This window comes from Chishuiella sp. (assembly GCF_032109125.1).
Lineage (GTDB): Bacteria > Bacteroidota > Bacteroidia > Flavobacteriales > Weeksellaceae > Empedobacter.
Genome location: NZ_DAMCLZ010000002.1, coordinates 301,534 through 322,190 on the forward strand (window position 1 = coordinate 301,534; position 20,657 = coordinate 322,190).

The following is a 20,657-nucleotide window of genomic DNA, read 5'->3' on the forward strand; positions in this document are numbered from 1 at the left end:
TTTTAAATAATTGGAATTGGAGCATTTTGCTCAATTAATTTTTCATGTTTTAATTCTTTCCAAAAATCAGAAGGAATTGTAGCTTTAAAAGAGGCAGCATTTTCTTGTGCTTGTTGTATTGTATGTGCTCCTGGAATTACAGCAGAAACAACCTCTGGAGCAGCAGCAAACTGTAATGCGGCAGTTCTTAAATCTACCTTATGATTTTTAGCAATACGATTTAATGCTGTTAATTTTTCTTTTACCCCATTAGGAAATTCACCTCCATATAAGTAACGGTCTTTTCCTGATAAAAAACCTGCACAAAGAGGAGCTCCAACAACAATAGAAATATCTCTTTCAGAAGCTTTTGGAAATACTTTGTTTAAATCATCAGCATGATGTATTAAAGAATATTGACATGCAGATAAGAATATGTCAGGGTCAGCAACATCAATTGCCTTAATAATAGGTTCTATTGTATTAACACCAAATCCCCAACCTTTAATCAAACCTTCTTCTCGCATTTTTGTTAATTCAGGCATGGCACCTTTAGTTGCAATATCAAAATATTTAACCCAATCTTCTTTCATATCACCGTTATCTGGAGATAAATCATGAATAAAAACAATATCTAAAGAACCAACGCCTAATCGTTGTAGACTATCTTCGACACTTTTTCTAACTCCAGCAGCAGAATAATCATATTCATACGAAAAATTAAGTTGTCCTTTCCATAAACCACGTTCTAGTTTAAAATCGTTATGAGGTTTCAAAATTCTTCCAACTTTTGTTGAAAGTGTATAATCTTCTCGTTTTTTATCTTTAAGAAATAATCCCATTCTACGTTCACTAATTCCTAAGCCATACCAAGGTGAAGTATCAAAATAGCGAATACCAGCATCCCAAGCAGCTTCAATAGATTGTAAACATTCTATGTTTGGATTTTCATTAAATCCATTTCCTAAAGCAACTCCACCAAAACCTGCTTTATGTTTTGGACGAAATCTTTTGTGTTTATCTGAGTTTTTAAATTGTTCCATTGGATTATTTTTAAATAAGTTTGTTGCGAAAGCAGGAATAGAAGACATTGTAGCTAGACCTGCTGATGCTAATGTTGTATTTTTAATAAATTTTCTTCTGTCCATGATTTCAAATTTTAAAATTGGTTTACAAACTCATTGATTGTATTAATTTCTTCTTGCGATAATTTAATATTAATTGCATTTGCATTTTGTACTGCTTGTTCAGCATTTCTTGCACCTGCTAAAGCAACTGTAATTCCAGCACGTTCTATAGTCCAACGTAAAACAAGTTGACCTAATGTTGCTTCATGTTTTTCAGCAATAGGTTTTAGTTTATTTAATAAAATTGTTGTTTTTTCAATAAATTCAGGCTGAAAATGAGGTAAATTAGCTCTATGGTCACCTTCTTGGAATTTATAATTGGTATGAATTTTACCAGTTAATAATCCTCTTTCTAAAGGACTGTAAGCAAGGATTGATTTATTGTGTTCGATGCAGTAAGGAACAGTTTCGTCTTCAATACCTCCATTAACCATACTAAAAGGAATTTGATTAGAGACTAATTTTAATGTCTTTTCAGCTTCCTCCATTTGTTTTGCATCATAGTTACAAACACCAGCATAACGAATTTTTCCTTGTTCTATTAGTTTTGATACTGCTTCAAAAGTTTCATCTATTGGGGTTGTAGAATCAGGCCAATGAATCTGATATAAGTCGATATAATCTGTATTTAGACGTTTTAAACTTTGTTCACATTCATAAATGATACTTTCTTTACCAGCATATTTATAAACATCAATATCTTTACCATCATTATTTTTACTATGCATTGCAAAATCACCTTTAGCTAAGTCCCAACGCATTCCAAATTTTGTTAAAATTTGGACTTTGTTCCTTGAAATTTCTTTGATAGCTTCACCTACAATTTCTTCACTTGTTCCTTGTCCATAAATAGGAGCAGTATCTATAGAAGTTACTCCAACATCATAGGATGCTTTAATAGCTTCTATAGCATCATTTCTATCTGTACTTCCCCACATCCATCCTCCTGCAGCCCAAGCTCCAAAAGTTATTGCAGAAACTTCTAAATCACTATTTCCTAATTTTCTATATTTCATATTAAGTATTTTTTATTGTTGTTCAGTTTTTATTTTTACAACTAAATATGGAGGTTTTCTTAAATCTTTACCACCATTAAAACCTGGTAATCTATTCCATTGTCCAAGAGTTACATATAAATAACCATTGCGATAAGCTAATCCATCAGGCCAAACAAAATTTTCTTTGTCATGAGCAAGTAAGGTGTAATGTCCTTCTTTATTTCTTTTTAATAAAGACTGTTGTTCAAATGATCCAAAGAAAATATTTCCTTTTTCGTCTTCTGCTAATCCATCACAAGCAGGATGTTCTCCTTCAAATTTTACGGCATCTTCCACTTGTTTTTCTGTTGCATTAAAATCACTCAAAATAGTTGTTGGTAAGCTGTATAATTTTCTTCCTGTAATGGCAGTCCAATAAAGTGTTTTTTCATCTGGACTAATTGCAATACCATCTGCACCTCCATTTGGAAAAGTCTGATTTTTAAAATCATATTCATGCGGTTGACCTTCTAAAAATCCCATAAAACCTGGATCAGGTGAAGTAGAATAATGGTTAAGTAAAACTTCTTTTCCTTTTCCCGTTGCTACATCTAATACAACTAAAGAAAAATTTTGACCAAAGCCAGAATTCGCTATATATATTGTACCTTGTTTACCATGAGAAAGATCAACACGAAGATCGTTATAATGGGCTTCATTTGATAAAACGTTTTTAGGAACGATAACTGAATGAAGTATTTTTTTTGAATTAATATCTATTGCAACAACTTTAGCAGCTCCTTCAGGAATTTCTTTTATTCCAGCTCTTTTACCATCATCTAAAACCCATAAAACATCATTTTTATCGATATATATTCCATGAGGAGAAACTAACCAATTTTTATAAGATTTTGAATTTGGATAAACATAATCTTTTGAAGGAAAGGGAATTATTTTATTGTTAACTAATTCAGCTAGCGCAAATTCTTTATGATTATCTGCATGTCTTGGAAAACCAAGAAAAATACGATTACTTTTACTTACTGCAATACCAGAGGGATCTGGATTTGGAGGATTAATTTTAGTTACAATTTCATATTTTGTTTGTGCATTTGTATATAAAATACTACTAATCAAAAAGGTTATGAATAATATTTTTTTCATTTTTACTTATTTGGTGGAACATAATAATTGTCTTTAAGTTAAGACATTATTGTTGAATGGTCGTAACAAAGATTTATAAAATAACTAACTTTAATGTTGTAATAACATTATAAAAAATTGTAATTTTATAACATTAGTATTTTATTATGAAAAGGAAGCAATACGAAACTTTATTAATTGAAGATATGATTACAGAGCAATATAATTTGCCTTTGCATAGTCATACTTATTATGAAATGATTTACGTCTATAAAGGTACAGGACAGCATTTCTTGAATAATAATGTATTTAATTATAAGACAGGAGATTTGTTTTTATTATCACCAGAGGATAAACATTATATTGTTTATAACAAACCCACAAGACTAATTTTTATAAAATTTACGGATGCTTATTTTAAAGATAATAAGTATTTATCTCCGGATAATTTATTTATTAATTCTCCTCTCACAATCATGAGAAAACAAGTTTTGAAAGAAGAAAAATTAAAATTTGATGAACCATGTAAAACAATATTAAGAAAAACAATAGAAAATATTTTATCTTATAATTGTAAACCAAATATAACTTCATCTCCATTAGTATTTTTTCAGATTTTATCCATTTTTGGATTGGTTAGGGAAGCAGCAGATAAATTTAATATTAGAATAGACGATGGAGCTCCTAATAATGAAGACCTTATTTCATATATCAATCAAAATATATATGATCCCAAAAAGATAAGAATAAAGTCAATTTCTTCACATTTTAATATAGCAGAAAATTATTTTAGTACATATTTCAAACGGAATTTTGATGTTTCCTTCAGAGAGTATTTAGATGATTATCGTATCAAATTAATTGAAAAAAGATTAGAATTTAAGCAAAATACTATTAAACAAATTGCTAATGAATTTGGTTTTACAGATGAAAGTCATTTAACAAATTATTTTAAAAAACATAAAAAGACAAGTCCGTCACAATACACAAATCAATTAAAACAAACAGTATGAAAATTTTTTTAAACAAACGTATTCCAAAAATAGGAATTGAATTATTAAATCATCCAAATATTGAACTTATTTTTCCTGATAAAGAAGAGTTGACACACGAAGAATGGTTGGGGTATTGTAAGCAAAGTGATGCTTTATTAAGTGTAGGAAAATCTAAATTTAATGAAGAATTTTTTGAAGAGTGTCCTAACATAAAGGCAATAGCATTATTTTCTGTAGGGTATGATCATGTTGATATTGATGCTGCTACAAAACATGGTGTTGCAATTACTAATACACCAGATGTTCTGAGTAATGCGACTTCTGATACTTCATTCTTATTGATGCAAATGGTGGCTAGATACGCTTTTTTTAATTTAAATAAAGTAAGAAATGGTGAATGGTCTAGTAATTTTAATCCAATTGCTAATCTTGGTCAAGAATTAAAAGGTAAAACTTTGGGTATTTTAGGTTTAGGTAGAATTGGTTATGAAATGGCAAAAAAATGTATTGGAGCATTTGATATGCCGATTATTTACCATAATAGAAATAGACATCCTGAGATAGAAAAAGAGTTAAATGCTAAATATGTTTCTTTTGATGAATTATTAGAACAATCTGACGTAATAACTATACATGCCAATTATACAGCAAAAGATCAACATAAATTTAATAAAGAATCTTTTAATAAAATGAAATCATCTGCAATATTGGTTAATACAGCAAGAGGAGGTTTTGTGAATGAAGAAGATCTATATTTAGCTTTAAAAAATGGAGATATATTTGGAGCTGGACTTGATGTAACTGAAAAAGAACCATTAGCTAAAGATTCAAAATTAAATACATTAGATAATATATGTATTTTTCCACATATAGGATCAGCAACAGTTGAAGCTAGAAGCGGAATGGCAAGGGTTGCTGCAGAAAATATTGTAGCATTTGTGGAAGGTAAAAAATTACCAACGATTGTTAATCCAAGTGTTTTTGATAATTAATTTATAGTTTAAAATCATAAGTTTTGGAGTATAAACAGAATTTAATTAATGAATTAAAATCAATTTTTAAAATAGGAAAAGCTAAAAGACATTGGGCTATTCCTGTTATGGCTTCATTGTGTGTGGGTTTACCATTGTTAATAGGTTACTTTTTAGATAATTTTAGTGCATCTTTAACTGTAAGTTTAGGAGGTTTAGTTATTCTTTATTTACCAACAGAAGCAAATCTTTTAGGTCGTGTTTCTAAACTTTTATTGTGCTCTTTTGGTTTTGTATTTTCTTATTTGATTGGAATTTTTTTTAGTTTTAATTATTGCATTTCTTATATAGTATTTGGAATTTTTTCTACAATAGTATATATTATTACAAAAAAAGTAAAATTAAATCCTCCAGGAACATTCTTTTTTATTTTAATAGCTGCTATGGCCAGTGGAATACCTTTTTCTTTAGGTGAGATACCTTACAGAATAGGATTAATGACTTTAGGAGTATTTTTTTCATGCTTTATAGCTTTTTTGTTTAGTTTATTATTTATTAAATCAGATATAAAAAGTGAAGCAAAAAATATTTTATCAAATATCGATATTCAAGATAATATTGATTATTTAGAAGCTATAATAATAGGAATATTCATGTCGTTATCATTTTTTATAGCACATATGTTTGGATTGAATAATCCTTATTGGGTTCCTATTTCTTGTTTAGCTGTAATGCAAGGTGTAAATGCAAAACATATATGGCAACGTGGGTTTTATAGAGTTTTAGGAACAACATTAGGAATGATATTATGTTGGTTTATTTTATCATTCTTGAAGACACCACTTGAAATTATTATTTCAATCATGATTTTTCAATATATTATTGAATTGTTAGTTGTTAAAAATTATTTTTATGCTGTTCTATTTATTACTCCAATGACAGTTTTATTATCCGAAGCTGGTCATCCGAATTCAATTGATCCTAATCTTTTGATTCTAGCTAGATTGAAAGATGTTTTTTTAGGCTCAACATTTGGAGCTTTTGGAGGCTGGATATTGTATAATGAAAAATTTCGATATCAAATTAAAAAGCATATTCAAATTAAAACAAAAAAATAGAGCTCAGAAATGAGCTCTATTTTTTTGTTTTAATCCAATCGCTCTAGTCTATCAACTGAATGTTTATGCATGTATAAAGGTATATGTTCTATAAACACATCGTTTTTTTCTAAACCGAATGATTTTAAAAGATTAAATTCTATTTTTTTAATTAGATAATAAACTTTAAGTGTAAAGAATTCTTTCATACTTAACTTAGTTTCAATTGAAGGGAATTTTTCTATTAAAACAAACTTCATATCTAATTCTTGATTATACTTTCTTAAGTTAGCACTTAAATCTTTTAAATCTAATTCTCCATTTGTACACATATCACTAATAACTTTTTTTATGTATTGCTCCGTTTTAGGCTGAACTCTAAAACCAATATTAAAAGTTAATCGATATATTTTTTGATCTGTAATAGGTGTTATTTTATAGTTTAATGTATAAGGTTCGCTATCTCTATTTAGGTTAACAAACCAATAAACATCTGCTCTTTTTGGTCTTTTAGATAAAATAGATTGAATACTAAATTTTTCAACATTTTTTACATTAGTAGATTTTGTTAGATAAAATAAAAACGTAGAGAATTTAGGAACATTTTCATCTTCACTTAATTCAGTTAAAATATTTGCGTAACGTTTTATTTTAACAAACTCTAAATTTCTAGAATTTAAAATTTTTCCATAGAAACTACAATACATTATCGCAAAGAAAACCCATCCCATTAATAAAGCTAAATACCCTCCTTCAACAAATTTTACAACATTAGCAACAAAGAAAGAGCTTTCTATTGAGACAAAGATTCCGAGTATTAGCGCAATAAAAATTTTATTGAGTTTTGTATAGTAATTAAGATAGTATCCTAGTAATAGAGTAGTCATTAACATGGTTACTGTAATAGCTAAACCATATGCAGCTTCCATATGTGATGAATCTCTAAAGTAAAGAACAATAAAAATACATCCAGCCCAAAGCATAAAATTTATTGTAGGAATATAAACCTGACTTTTATGTTCATTTGGTTGAATAATAAATGTCCTTGGCCAAAACCCTAAATTTATAGCTTCGTTAATTAATGTAAAAGAACCTGTTATTAATGCTTGTGATGCAATAATGGCAGCGCCTGTAGCAATACAGATACCAGGAATTAAGAACCAATGTGGCATCATTTCATAAAAAGGATTTCTTCCATCTAAGAAAGGGTTGTCTTGATGCATTAACCAAGCTGCTTGTCCTAAATAGTTTGTTACTAAACAAATTTTGACATAAATCCAGCTTATTCTTATATTTTTTTTACCACAATGTCCTAAGTCAGAATATAATGCTTCAGCTCCTGTTGTACAAAGAAAAACGGCTCCAAGAACCCAAAAACCATGAGGATAATTAGTTAATAAGTTGTAAGCATAATAAGGGTTTAAGGCTTTAATAATATTGGGATGATGAATAATATGTAAAATTCCTAATCCTAAAAGCATAGAGAACCATATAACCATAAAAGGGCCAAATATTTTTCCAACTTTATTTGTTCCAAATCGTTGAAAGAAAAATAATAAAGATAGAATGACAATAACAATAGGTATCGTAGGTAACCCTTGAAACCCATCAATCATTCTAAGTCCTTCTACAGCCGAAGAAACAGATACTGGTGGGGTGATAATTCCATCTGCTAAGAGAGCTGATGCGCCTATAATTGTAGGGATTATTAAACTTTTTCCTCTTTTTTTAATTAATGAATAAAGAGAAAAAATACCTCCTTCTCCATCATTATCAGCTTGTAAAGTTAGCCATACATATTTCACTGAAGTCTGAAAAAATAATGTCCAAAAAACACATGAAACTCCTCCGTAGACAATACTTTCTTCAATTTCACGATGCTCACCAATTATAGCTTTCATTACATATAATGGACTAGTACCTATATCTCCATATATGATACCAAATGCTATTAACAATGTAGCTGCTGTTACTTTGTTCATTGTATGGTTTGATTCCATAAGCAATACTTATTTTAATTTTTTACGAATGTATGTCGTAGAAAAGAGATTATTCCAACTTATTAATTTATATTATCTATAACTATAGGGTGTTACTATATTAATTATCGATTATTATTTGGTGTAATAATACACTATAGTGAAAATATAACTTTATTTTAAAACTTATTTTTATTATAATTTGTAAATTTTTAATAAATATACACTATTGAAATTGTTTTTTATCAGATGTTAATTTTATAATAATACTATGCTTGCATAATAAAAAAAATATTATATTTGTTATAGATACACTAAAAAAATGTTGAGAGAAGATTTTACAATCGATTATTTATTACGTTCCACTTGGCTTTCTATTCAGAAAATGTACAATGAACAAGCTGGAGAATATAATTCTACAATGGTTTATGCATTTACATTATTATCAATAGATCCTAAAGGAGGTACTCCAAGTACATATTTAGGACCAAAAATGGGAATTGAGCCAACAAGTTTGTCTAGAACTTTGAAAAATCTAGAAGAGAGAGGTTTTATAACGAGAAAACCTAATCCTGAAGATGGAAGAAGTGTTTTGATAACTTTAACAAAAGAAGGTTTGAGAATGAGAGATATTTCAAAGTTTTTTGTTTTACAATTTAATGAATCAATAAATAAACATATAGAACCAGAAAAAATGGAGGTTTTTTTGGAAGTTATTTATAAAATAAACCAATTGATCTCTGATAAAAAAATATTTAAAAACAATTATGAGAAAACACATTAAACATGTAACCGTATTAGGTTCAGGAGTAATGGGTTCAGGTATTGCATGTCACTTTGCTAATATTGGAGTTCAGGTCTTGATGCTAGATATGGTTCCTCGCGAGCTTACGCCACAAGAGCAAGCGAAAGGGTTGTCTTTAGAAGATAAAGTTGTTCGTAACAGAACAGCTCAATCTCATTTAGATTTTGCTCTTAAAAGTAAACCTTCCCCAATTTACGACGTAGCTTTTGCATCTCGTATAACCGTAGGTAATTTTGATGATGATTTAGAAAAGATTAAAAATTCGGATTGGGTTATCGAAGTTATTGTAGAGAGATTAGATATTAAAAAATCGATGTTCGAAAAAGTTGATGCTTTAAGAAAACCAGGGACTTTAATATCTTCTAATACATCTGGAATACCAATTCATTTAATGTCTGAAGGTAGGTCAGAAGATTTTCAGAAACATTTCTGTGGAACACATTTTTTCAATCCTCCACGTTATTTAAAATTGTTTGAAGTTATTCCTGGACCAAAAGCAGAGAAAGAAATTGTTGATTTCTATCAAAGTTATGCTTCATTATTTTTAGGTAAAACACCAGTTTTATGTAAGGATACACCAGGTTTTATAGGAAATAGAGTAGGTGTTTATTCTATGGCAAAAATTATGGAGCTTACACAAGAATTAGGTCTATCTATTGAAGAAACTGATACATTAACAGGTTCCATATTAGGAAGACCAAAAACTGGAACATTTAAATTAGGAGATTTAGTAGGGTTAGATACTGCGTATAATGTAACAAAAGGTCTGCAACAGAATACGACAGACGATTTGATGATACAAGATTTAAAAGAATCTAAATTCTTAGACTTTTTAATCGAAAATAAATTTCTTGGAGATAAATCAAAAAAAGGTTTTTATTACAAAGAGGTTGATAAAGAAGGAAAAACAAACCGTTTTGCTTTAAATCTTGATACATTAGAATATCGACCAATGGAACGTGCTAAAGTTTCTTCAGTTGAATTAGCAAAACAAGCAGGTTCTACCAAAAATAAATTAGCAGTTTTATTAAAGGATACAACAAAAGCAGGTGATTTAATTCGTAAACATTTTGCATCTTTATTTGCTTATGTATCTCAAAGAGTTCCAGAAATAACAGATGTTTTTTATCCTATAGATGATGCGATAAGAACAGGATATGCATGGAAATATGGACCTTTTGAAACATGGGATTATGTTGGTTTAAAAAAAGGAATTGAATTAGTTGAACAAGAAGGTTATACTGTTGCTTCATGGGTAAAAGAATTAGCAGATTCTGGTGTAGATTCTTTTTATAAAGTTGAAAATGGTAAAAAGTTATTTTACAATCAAACAACGAAACAATTTGAATTAATTCCAGGTCAAGATTCATTTATTATTTTAGATAACATTCGTAAAACAAATGAAATTTGGTCGAATAAAGAAACTTCAATTCAAGATTTAGGAGATGGGATTATCAATTTAGAGTTCCGTTCTAAAATGAATTCTTTAGGTGGTGGAGTTCTTCAAGGAATTAATAAAGCAATAGAGTTAGCTGAAAAAGATTATAGAGGTTTAGTTATCGGTAATCAAGCAGATAATTTTTCTGTTGGTGCAAATTTAGCAATGATTATGATGATGGCTGCTGAGCAAGATTGGTGGGAATTGAATATGGCAATTAAGACATTTCAAGATACCATGATGAAAGTTCGTTATTCTTCAATTCCTGTTGTTGTTGCTCCTCATGGAATGGCTCTTGGAGGAGGATGTGAAATAACAATGCATGCAGATAAAGTTGTTGCAGCAGCAGAAACTTACATTGGTTTAGTAGAAGTTGGTGTTGGTCTTATCCCAGGAGGTGGTGGATCTAAAGAATTTGCTTTACGTGCTGCAAAACATATGTTAGCAGATGATATAAAAACAAATCATTTACGAGAAGCTTTTATGAATATAGCAATGGTAAAAGTAGCAACTTCTGCTTATGAAGCTAAAAAAATGGGGATTATAAGAGACCAAGATATTATTGTTGTCAATAGAGATCGCCAAATAGCTGAAGCAAAAAAACATGCTATTATTCTAGCTGAAGCTGGGTATACTCAGCCTATACGACAAAAAGTAAAAGTTCTTGGACGTGAAGCTCAAGGAATGTTTTATGTAGGTACAGATCAATTAGTAGCTGGTCATTATGCTTCTGATCACGATCGATTAATTGCTAATAAATTAGGTTATGTAATGACTGGAGGAAATTTATCTGAGTCTACAGAAGTTTCAGAACAATATTTATTGGATTTAGAAAGAGAGGTTTTCTTATCACTTTGTGGAGAAAGAAAAACGTTAGAGCGTATTCAACATATGTTAAAAACAGGAAGACCATTACGTAATTAAAATTTAGAAGTTAGATTTTAGAAATTAGAATTGAGATGCATAAAATAGAGGATTTAATTATTTGGAAAAAGTCAATTGAATTAGCTAAACAAGTTTATTTGATTTGTGAAAAATTACCTCAAGATGAAAAATTTGGATTAATTAGTCAAATAAAAAGATCTGTAATTTCAATATCCTCAAATATAGCAGAAGGAGCAGGAAGGAATTCTAATAGAGAATTTATTCATTTTTTATCAATAACAAATGGTTCTTCTTATGAATTAATGACACAGATAATTTTATGCATAGAATTGGATATTTTAAAAAAAACAGATACTGAAAAAGTAATTAATTTAATAAATGAAATTCAGAAAATGAATTATGTTTTTCAACAAAAATTGAAGTCTAATATTTAAAATCTGTTATCTAAAATCTAAAAAAAAGTAAAAAAAACATGAAACAAGCATATATTGTTACAGGATATAGAACAGCAGTAGGAAAAGCTCCAAAAGGAACTTTACGTTTTACTCGTCCAGATGAAATGGCTGCAACAGTTCTAAAAAGATTGATGGAAGATTATCCATCATTAGATCCAGCACGAATAGATGATTTAATAGTTGGTTGTGCAATGCCAGAGGCTGAACAAGGTTTAAACATGGCAAGGTTAATCTCATTAATGGGATTATCAACAGATAAAGTACCAGGAGTTACAGTTAATCGTTACTGTGCATCAGGTTCTGAAGCAATAGCATTAGCTGCTGCAAAAATTAGAACAGGAATGGCAGAATGTATTATAGCTGGTGGAGCGGAATCGATGTCTTATATTCCAATGGGTGGATATAAACCAATTCCGGAAACAGATCTAGCAAAAGAACATCCAGATTATTACTGGGGAATGGGATTAACTGCAGAAGCAGTTGCAAATGAATTTAAAGTTTCTAGAGAAGACCAAGATCAATTCGCTTTTAATTCTCATCAAAAAGCATTGAAAGCATTAGCAGAAGGTAAATTTGATTCTCAGATTGTTCCATTAGATGTTGAATACAATTTCTTAGATGGAAATGAAAAAATTCAAACTAAGAAAATAACTTTTAAACAAGATGAAGGACCAAGACCAGATACATCAGTGCAAGGTTTGGCAAAGTTACGTCCAGTTTTTGCTCATGGAGGTTCTGTAACAGCAGGTAACTCTTCACAAATGTCAGATGGTGCTGCTTTTGTAATGGTTATGTCGGAAGATTTAGTTAAAGAATTAGGTTTAGAACCTGTTGCTCGTTTAGCAGCATATTCAACTGTAGGTTTGGCACCAAGAATTATGGGAATGGGACCTATGTTTGCAATACCAAAAGCTTTAGAACAAGCAGGATTGAAACAAGAAGATATTGATTTATTTGAGCTAAATGAAGCGTTTGCATCTCAATCTGTTGCAATTATGCGAGAGCTTAATTTAAATCCTGATATCGTTAACGTTAATGGAGGAGCTATTGCATTAGGACATCCGCTTGGTTGTTCTGGTACTAAATTAACAGTTCAGTTATTACATGAAATGGAAACTAGAAAAGCAAAATATGGAATGGTAACAATGTGTGTTGGTACAGGCCAAGGAGCAGCTTCTGTATTTGAATTTTTAAAATAAATAAAGATTTGAGATATTAGGAAATTAGATATTATATTTTTAAAATCTGACTACTAATATCTCAATATCTGAATCAAAACATAAACAACAAAAAAATTATTACAATGTCAGCAAATCAAAATAGATTAATAGGAGGTGAGTTTTTAGTTAAAAATGCATCTTATAACGATATTTTTACTTTTGAAGATTTATCAGAAGAGCAAAAAATGATTATGGAATCTGCAAAAGAGTTCATAGATAAAGAAGTTGTACCTAATAAACACAGAATCGAGAAAAAAGATTACGCATTAATTGAAGAATTAATGAAAAAAATCGGTGAATTAGGTTTACTTGGAGTCTCTGTTCCAGAAGAATATGGAGGGTTAGGAATGAGTTTTTCTACAACAATGCTTGTTTGTGACTATATTTCTGGTGCTACTGGTTCATTAGCAACTGCATTTGGAGCTCATACAGGAATAGGAACAATGCCAATCACATTATATGGTACTGAGGAACAAAAACAAAAATATTTACCAAAATTAGCATCAGGAGAATGGTTTTCATCTTATTGTTTAACTGAGCCAGACGCAGGTTCTGATGCTAATTCAGGAAAAACAAAAGCAACTTTATCTGATGATGGTAAAGAATATATCATTACAGGGCAAAAAATGTGGATAACTAATGCAGGTTTTGCAGATTTGTTTATTGTTTTTGCTCGTATAGAAGATGATAAAAATATAACTGGATTTATTGTAGAAAAAGATAAAGCAGGAGAAGGTTTTTCTTTAGGAGAAGAAGAGGATAAATTAGGAATTGTATCTTCATCTACTCGTCAAGTATTTTTTAATGAAGTTCGTGTTCCTGTAGAGAATCTTTTAGGAGAAAGAAATGGAGGGTTCAAAATTGCAATGAATGCTCTAAATGTTGGTCGTATAAAATTAGGTTCAGCTTGTTTAGATGCACAAAGACGTATTTTAGATAATTCATTACAATATGCTGCAGAACGTAAGCAGTTTAATACTTCTATTAATACTTTTGGTGCTATAAAAGAAAAACTAGCAGATATGGCTGTTTCTACTTTTACATCTGAAGCAGGATCTTACAGAGCTGCAAAAGATGTTGAAGATGCAATTGCTGATAATATAACTTCAGGTATGTCTCATGCAGATGCTGAATTAAAAGGGATAGAAGAATATGCAATAGAAGCTTCTATACTAAAAGTTTGGATTTCTGATGCGACTCAAGTGGTTTCTGATCAAGGTATTCAAATCTATGGAGGTATGGGATATTCTAAAGATATGCCAATGGAAGCTGCTTGGAGAGATGCTCGTATTTCAAGAATTTATGAAGGAACGAATGAGATTAATACATTATTATGTATTTCTATGCTTGTAAAAAGAGCTTTTAAAGGGAAACTTGATTTAATGTCTCCAGCTAAAAATGTTGCAGAAGAATTAATGTCAATTCCATCATTTGATATTCCAGATTATTCTGAATTATTTGCTCAAGAAAAGGAAATTATAGAAAATCTTAAAAAAGCATTTTTTATGGTTGCTGGAGCTGCTTTACAAAAATTTGGAGCTGAGTTAGAAAAACATCAACAGTTAATTATTGCAACATCTCATATTATGCAAGAAATATATATGGTAGAATCAGCGATGTTACGTGCAGAAAAAATTGCAAATGTAAAAGGAGCTGATAATGCAAAATATGCTGTTAAATTAGTAGAATTACAATTGTTTAAATCTGTAGAAATTGTTAAAACAGAAGCGACAAAAGCTATTATTTCTTTTGCAGAAGGAGATGAACAAAGAATGATGTTATCTGGCGTTCGAAGATTTACTCGTTATAATGAGTATCCAAATGTTATAAATTTAAAAACTGAAATAGCAGATTATATTATTAGAGAAAATAAATACATATTCTAAATAATATTTAATTCATTGATTTGTAGTTTGGTATATTATTTGTTTAACTAATATTAAAAGTACTAATTTACAAATTAGTGGAGTTTTCATGGTACTTAAAGTTTTAGTAGAGAGAAAGACCTTAGTTGTTTCAGCTAAGGTTTTTTTTATTCATTAAAAATAAGCAGGTTATGTTATTCTAGTGAGTGATAATGTTTTAATTATATGTAAATTTATATCAATGTATTTAACCCCTTAAAAAATACTATTATGATTATTAATGCAGCAATTCTAACGTTCACAATGTTTATAACATTTAGTATAATGTGTCTAGTAAAATTGGATGAGTTGAAAAAGTTAAAACAAGATACTTGGAAGAATTTCAAGTAATTTGATAATAGTAAATTATAAAAAATAATTTGTGTTTTTTGTAAAAGTTTTAAATATTTGTTAATTAAGTAGTTATTTGTAAAATGCATATCAAATAAATTGATATGCATTTTTTATTCTATTTTTAGATATTTAATAATAAATTATGAAAAAAATTGTTGTTCTAACTGGTGCTGGGATTAGTGCAGAAAGTGGAATTTCTACATTTCGAGATTCAAATGGTTTATGGGAGAATCATGATATTATGGAAGTTGCGTCAGTATCTGGTTATAATAAAAATCCACAATTAGTTCAAGATTTTTACAACAAAAGGCGTCAACAATTATTTGAAGTTCATCCAAATAAAGCTCACTTATTTTTAAAAGAATTAGAACAAAATTTTAATGTAACTATTATCACTCAGAATGTTGATGATTTACATGAAAGAGCAGAATCATCTCATCTCATTCATTTACATGGAGAATTACGAAAGGCAAGAAGCGAGCGAAATGAGAATATGATTATAAATTGGAATAAAGATATAAAAATAGGAGATTTAGCAGAAGATGGAAGTCAATTACGACCACATATCGTTTGGTTTGGTGAAATGGTACCTATGATGGATAATGCAATAAAAGAAGTAAAAACAGCAGATATACTACTTGTTATAGGGACTTCTATGAAAGTTTATCCAGCAGCATCACTTATTGATTATGTTAAAAATAATATACAAATTATATATATTGACCCAAATGATTCATTTCAGTCTAATTCCATAATTCATATCAAGAAAAAAGCAACAGAAGCTATAGATGATATAAAAAAAATATTGGGACTATAATTTTTGGGCAATCCCTTCGGGCACGCTTTTCATTGCAATCTTTTCTGATTGGTTTTATTCTTTTTTATAAGAATCCAATCAGAAAAGGATTTACATTACAATCGTTATTGCGTTTTTATTGTAGAATTTCTCGTTGTTTACTTTTACTCGTCTTCTGAGCTAAAAACACACCAGATAGAATCATTATAAAACCAACTAAATGCATCCATGTTATTTTTTCTCCAACCATAAATCCCCAAAAAACAGAGATAATAGGCATTAAATAAGTTACCATAGAAGAAAAAATAGTTCCTGTGGCTTGAATTAATTTATAAAATAAAATCATAGCTAATGCGGTTCCTACTAATCCTAATATAGCGACAAAACCAAGACTTTTTAATTGTTGACTAGTCCCTTCAAATGTTTCAAAAAAACCTGAAAAGAATAATATAATAATTGCTGGTAAAAGCCAAATAGTAAATAAGGCAGATGATAACTGGAATGATGGAACATCATTTAAATAGCGAGTCAAAATTAAACTATTCATTCCATACAAAGCTGTTGCAAGAACAATTAGTAAACAATGAGGAATACTATTTTCTCCAGAAAAACCATCACCACTAATTAATAATACAGCTCCAAAAAATCCAATCAATGCACCAATAATTTGATTTTGAGTTCCTCTTATATTGAAAAATAATGCACCAAATAATAAAATAAATAAGGGAACCAATGAGTCTAATATTCCAGCCATAGAGCTAGAAACATGTGTTTGAGCCATTGGGAATAAAAACATGGGAATAAAATTTCCACAAAATCCAGCTAAAGCAACGTATTTCAATTTATTTTTAGGAATTTTAAATAAACTAGGAATTCCCCATATAGCCAAAACAGTACCTGCAATAGATAAGCGTAATGCTCCTACTTGGTATGGAGTATAAGAAACTAATCCTTGTTTTATAAGAATAAAAGAACTTCCCCAAGTCAGTGCTAAAATCCCAAGAATTACCCAATATTTAAACTCTATTTTCATGTGTTAATTTTCAGCAAAGATGCAAAAGTTTAAGTGAAAAAAAAACTAAAAAAACTACTTACAAAAACAATCATTTGTATGGTCATTTACTATTCCAACTGCCTGCATATAAGCGTATATTGTTGTAGAACCAAAAAACTTGAATCCTCGTTTTTTTAAATCTTTTGCAATTTGGTCGGAAATAATAGTTGTTGCGGGGACATCTTTTATAGAATCCCAATTGTTTTCTATAGGTTCATTATTTACATAATTCCATATAAAATTCGAAAAAGAACCAAATTCTTTTTGAATAGCAATAAATAATTTTGCATTATTTATAGCAGCTACTATTTTTCCTCTATGTCTTATAATTCCTTCGTTTTCTAGTAGTTTATTTATTTTATCTTCATTATAATCGGCTACTTTTTTTACGTCAAAATTATCAAATGCTTCTCTAAAAGCTTCTCTTTTTTTAAGAATTGTATACCAACTCAATCCAGCTTGAAATGATTCTAAAACTAAAAATTCAAATAAAGTTTTATCATCTTTTGTTGGTTTTCCCCATTCATTATCATGATAATCAATGTATAATTGGTCTTTATTCACCCAAGCGCAACGTGTTTTCATCATTTTTATTTCTGTTAAATTTTTAATGCAATCTTTCAATTCGTTTTTCCAACTTTCATTTATTTCAGAGTCATTTTCTATTTTAGAAAATTGTTCTTTTAATATAGGTAAAAAATCTAAATTCTTTGTTTCTAAAATAGCTTCAAAAATTAGGCTTGAATAATCATCTTTCAAAAGCTCATCTTTTATAATTTTTATTATATTTTGTTCATTTCTAATGGCCAAACCACAAATGGCTTCAAATCTTGTTTCTTGATGTTTATCTTTAATACGATTCCATAAAGTTTCTCTAATAATAGAATTATCTATTTCAGATTGTCCTATAAAAAAGGTCGCCCAATTTCTGATATAATTTGATTTATCTTTAGTTAGTTTAATTAAAATATTAATAGATTCTAAATTTTCAATAAAACCTAATGCATGTACGAGTCCTTCTTTTATAATATAGTTATTGGTATTTTGAAAATCACATATTTTTTTTATTTGAGTATTAGTAAGATTATCGTTGTTATGACTAATACCATAAAGCGTAGACTTAATGATGTAAGGGTTTGTTTCTGTTTTTAATATATCAAAGTAAATTTTTAATGTTTTTTGGATAAAAGGTCTTGGAGGAATGCCTAATTGAGCTAAAATATCAATTCCAATAAGCTTATCTTTGTAATTATTAGATTTTATTAATTCTTCACATTTTTTGAATAAATCTCTACTTGGACGTGTTCTTAATATTTTAATATTTTCCCAACGAGTTTTAGTAGACTTATTGTTTTGCAGTCTAGAAATTATTTTATCATTTGTCCAATTTAATCTACTCATTGTAAGTATTTATAAGCGTCTTCTATTGTGTAAAGAGGAAGTTTACAGGTATTATTTTCACAAATATAGATTGATGTTTTACCATCTATTAATCTATTTTTTGTTAATTCTAAATCTTCTTTTTTACTACCTATAAATATAGCATTAGGAATATAATTATTTTGTATTTTTTTTATGTAATCTTTATTTTCGTTTCCAACGACAACAATTTCTTTAAATGGAAAAGTGAAATTTAAATATAAGTTAATCCAATTAGCAAAACCACTTGGATGATTTTCTATTTTATCATCAATATTCATTAACATTTGTTTCGCATGTTTTATATATTCATCATTGTTTAAAATTTTACCCAATCGGAATAAATTATTCGCCATAATAGAATTTGAAGATGAAATAACATTATCATAAATTTCAAAAGTTTCATTGACTAATGGTGTGTCATAATGAGACTTATAGGCAAACATTTTATTTTTATAATTATAAAACTGATTAAATATTTCTTTTGTAATTATTTCTGCAGTTTCAATATAATTAATTTTAGTTGTTGTTTCGTATAATTTTATTAAAGCTTCTACAGTTAAAGTATAATCATCAAGAAATCCAGGAATAGTTGTTTGTCTATCTTTGTAATTTCTGAAAAGAATTTCTCCATTCCATTGATTTTCTAAAATGAAATTCATACAATTTTCAGCCAAATCTAAATAAGTTGTGTTCTCTATAGCTTGATAAGCATCACATAAACCAATAATAGTAATAGAATTCCAACATGTAAGAATTTTTTCATCCCGATGAGGTTTTATTCTTTGATTTCGTACATTATTTAATTCTTGTTTCCAATGTTTAATTTTAGAATTTAAATTTTCAATAGAAATATTATTTGCTTTACAGAAATCTTCATCATCAGTTAATCGTATTAAAATGTTTTTAGAATTTTCCCATTCTCCAAAAGCATTTACATTATAGTACTTAGAAAATAAATCATATTCTTCTTTTAGTACATTTTCTAATTCATTGCTTGTCCAAACATAATATTTACCTTCTTCCCCTTCGGAATCTGCGTCAATTGCAGCATAAAAAGCATTTTCAGGCGAAAGCATTTCATCTTTTAACCAATTTACTGTTTCATCAATAATATTTTTATATTCTTTTTCGCCAAAAATTTTATATCCATTTGCATATAAAGAAAGTAATTGACCATTATCGTAAAGCATTTTTTCAAAATGAGGAACTTTCCAATAAGCATCTACAGAATAACGAGAAAATCCACCTTTTATCTGGTCGTATATTCCTCCAAAAGCCATTCTATCTAAAGTTATTTTAGTTTGTATTAAACAATTTTCGTCTTTATTTTGTAATCCATAACGTAAAATAGTTTGCCAAGCATTTGGTAACATAAATTTTGGAGCACGGTTAAATCCTCCCCATTCATCATCAAATTGTTGTTTCCAGAATGAAAATGTATCTTTAATCTTATTCTTAGAAAAATTAGAATCATTTTTTAATTCAATTTTTTCCATTTCGTTCAAACCATTTGCTATAGAATCTACATATTCCATTGTTTTAGGTTGATTGTTATGATACATTTGTTGAATATTATCCAATAATTCTATCCATTGTTCTTTAGGAAAATAAGTTCCACCATAAAATGGTTTTCCATCCGGTAAAGCAAAAACATTTAGAGGCCAACCTCCAGATTGATGAATGAGTTGTACAACATTCATATATAAAGCATCTAAATCCGGTCGTTCTTCTCTATCTATTTTTATACAAACGAAATAATTATTCATTATTTCCGCAACTTCATCAACTTCAAAAGATTGTTTTTCCATTACATGGCACCAATGACAAGCCGAATAACCAATAGAAATTAATAAAGGTTTATTTTCTTGTTTAGCATATTCTATTACTTCATCGCTCCAACTTTGCCACCATACAGGATTATTTTTGTGTTGTTGTAAATATGGGCTTGTTACTGTTTTTAAATTATTTTGTTTGTAATTCACTTTTAGTTTTTTAGAAAAATAAATTTCGTTTAATTTATTGTGGATTAAAAATTATATTTTTAGTAAAAATACTA

At 28.8% G+C, this 20,657-nt stretch carries 16 protein-coding genes; 9 read left to right on the forward strand and 7 right to left on the reverse strand.

Annotated elements, in window-relative coordinates:
* Positions 1-2: 2 nt before the first annotated feature.
* The 3 genes from RT575_RS04370 to RT575_RS04380 are packed head-to-tail and all read right to left on the reverse strand — an operon-like array spanning position 3 to position 3,247.
* Positions 3-1,127 (reverse strand): aldo/keto reductase, encoded by a 1,125-nt coding sequence (locus tag RT575_RS04370; RefSeq protein WP_313579091.1) that lies wholly within the window; start codon positions 1,125-1,127, stop codon positions 3-5.
* A gap of 11 nt (positions 1,128-1,138) precedes the next feature.
* Entirely contained in the window at positions 1,139-2,122 is a 984-nt protein-coding gene (locus RT575_RS04375) for an aldo/keto reductase (RefSeq protein ID WP_313579093.1), read from the reverse strand.
* A gap of 12 nt (positions 2,123-2,134) precedes the next feature.
* Positions 2,135-3,247 carry an L-dopachrome tautomerase-related protein gene (locus RT575_RS04380; RefSeq protein WP_313579095.1) on the reverse strand — a complete coding sequence of 371 codons (1,113 nt, stop codon included), beginning with the start codon at positions 3,245-3,247 and terminating at the stop codon, positions 2,135-2,137.
* A 146-nt stretch (positions 3,248-3,393) separates the two neighbouring features.
* On the opposite strand from RT575_RS04380, the gene RT575_RS04385 reads away from it, so the two are divergent.
* Genes RT575_RS04385 through RT575_RS04395 form a run of 3 tightly spaced genes read left to right on the forward strand, consistent with a single transcriptional unit; the run spans position 3,394 to position 6,310 of the window.
* Positions 3,394-4,239, forward strand: coding sequence for an AraC family transcriptional regulator (locus RT575_RS04385; RefSeq protein WP_313385533.1), 846 nt, complete (start codon positions 3,394-3,396; stop codon positions 4,237-4,239).
* Positions 4,236-5,213 (forward strand): D-glycerate dehydrogenase, encoded by a 978-nt coding sequence (locus RT575_RS04390; RefSeq protein WP_313579097.1) that lies wholly within the window; start codon positions 4,236-4,238, stop codon positions 5,211-5,213. The genes RT575_RS04385 and RT575_RS04390 overlap by 4 nt, the downstream gene beginning before the upstream one ends.
* A 23-nt stretch (positions 5,214-5,236) precedes the next feature.
* On the forward strand, positions 5,237-6,310 hold the full coding sequence (locus RT575_RS04395) for an FUSC family protein (protein WP_313579098.1): 1,074 nt from the start codon (positions 5,237-5,239) through the stop codon (positions 6,308-6,310).
* Positions 6,311-6,339: 29 nt separating this feature from the next.
* Here the strand turns inward: RT575_RS04395 and RT575_RS04400 are convergent, their stop codons facing one another.
* Complete coding sequence (locus tag RT575_RS04400; RefSeq protein ID WP_313385538.1) at positions 6,340-8,289, reverse strand: KUP/HAK/KT family potassium transporter; 1,950 nt, start codon at positions 8,287-8,289, stop codon at positions 6,340-6,342.
* Between the two features lie 301 nt (positions 8,290-8,590).
* On the opposite strand from RT575_RS04400, the gene RT575_RS04405 reads away from it, so the two are divergent.
* The 6 genes from RT575_RS04405 (at position 8,591) to RT575_RS04430 (ending at position 16,146) form a co-directional block, all read left to right on the forward strand.
* Positions 8,591-9,052 carry a MarR family transcriptional regulator gene (locus tag RT575_RS04405; protein WP_313385540.1) on the forward strand — a complete coding sequence of 154 codons (462 nt, stop codon included), beginning with the start codon at positions 8,591-8,593 and terminating at the stop codon, positions 9,050-9,052.
* On the forward strand, positions 9,036-11,435 hold the full coding sequence (locus tag RT575_RS04410) for a 3-hydroxyacyl-CoA dehydrogenase/enoyl-CoA hydratase family protein (protein WP_313579100.1): 2,400 nt from the start codon (positions 9,036-9,038) through the stop codon (positions 11,433-11,435). The genes RT575_RS04405 and RT575_RS04410 overlap by 17 nt, the downstream gene beginning before the upstream one ends.
* Positions 11,436-11,470: 35 nt before the next feature.
* Positions 11,471-11,830 (forward strand): four helix bundle protein, encoded by a 360-nt coding sequence (locus tag RT575_RS04415; protein WP_313579102.1) that lies wholly within the window; start codon positions 11,471-11,473, stop codon positions 11,828-11,830.
* Positions 11,831-11,868: 38 nt separating this feature from the next.
* On the forward strand, positions 11,869-13,050 hold the full coding sequence (locus tag RT575_RS04420) for an acetyl-CoA C-acyltransferase (protein WP_313579103.1): 1,182 nt from the start codon (positions 11,869-11,871) through the stop codon (positions 13,048-13,050).
* Positions 13,051-13,154: 104 nt separating this feature from the next.
* A complete protein-coding gene (locus RT575_RS04425) occupies positions 13,155-14,957 on the forward strand; it encodes an acyl-CoA dehydrogenase family protein (RefSeq protein WP_313579104.1) in 1,803 nt (600 codons plus the stop codon).
* Positions 14,958-15,471: 514 nt separating this feature from the next.
* Positions 15,472-16,146 carry an NAD-dependent deacylase gene (locus RT575_RS04430; protein ID WP_313579106.1) on the forward strand — a complete coding sequence of 225 codons (675 nt, stop codon included), beginning with the start codon at positions 15,472-15,474 and terminating at the stop codon, positions 16,144-16,146.
* Positions 16,147-16,261: 115 nt separating this feature from the next.
* Here the strand turns inward: RT575_RS04430 and RT575_RS04435 are convergent, their stop codons facing one another.
* From RT575_RS04435 to RT575_RS04445, 3 genes are read right to left on the reverse strand one after another with little or no spacing between them, the layout of a single operon-like run.
* The gene (locus tag RT575_RS04435; RefSeq protein ID WP_313385550.1) at positions 16,262-17,158 is read right to left on the reverse strand and encodes a DMT family transporter; all 897 of its coding nucleotides are present in this window, start codon (positions 17,156-17,158) and stop codon (positions 16,262-16,264) included.
* A gap of 54 nt (positions 17,159-17,212) precedes the next feature.
* Positions 17,213-18,580, reverse strand: a complete 1,368-nt coding sequence (tag, locus tag RT575_RS04440) for a DNA-3-methyladenine glycosylase I (protein WP_313579107.1) — start codon at positions 18,578-18,580, stop codon at positions 17,213-17,215.
* Positions 18,577-20,583, reverse strand: coding sequence for a thioredoxin domain-containing protein (locus RT575_RS04445; RefSeq protein ID WP_313579109.1), 2,007 nt, complete (start codon positions 20,581-20,583; stop codon positions 18,577-18,579). Before RT575_RS04445 ends, tag begins: the two co-directional genes overlap by 4 nt.
* Positions 20,584-20,657 lie beyond the last annotated feature (74 nt).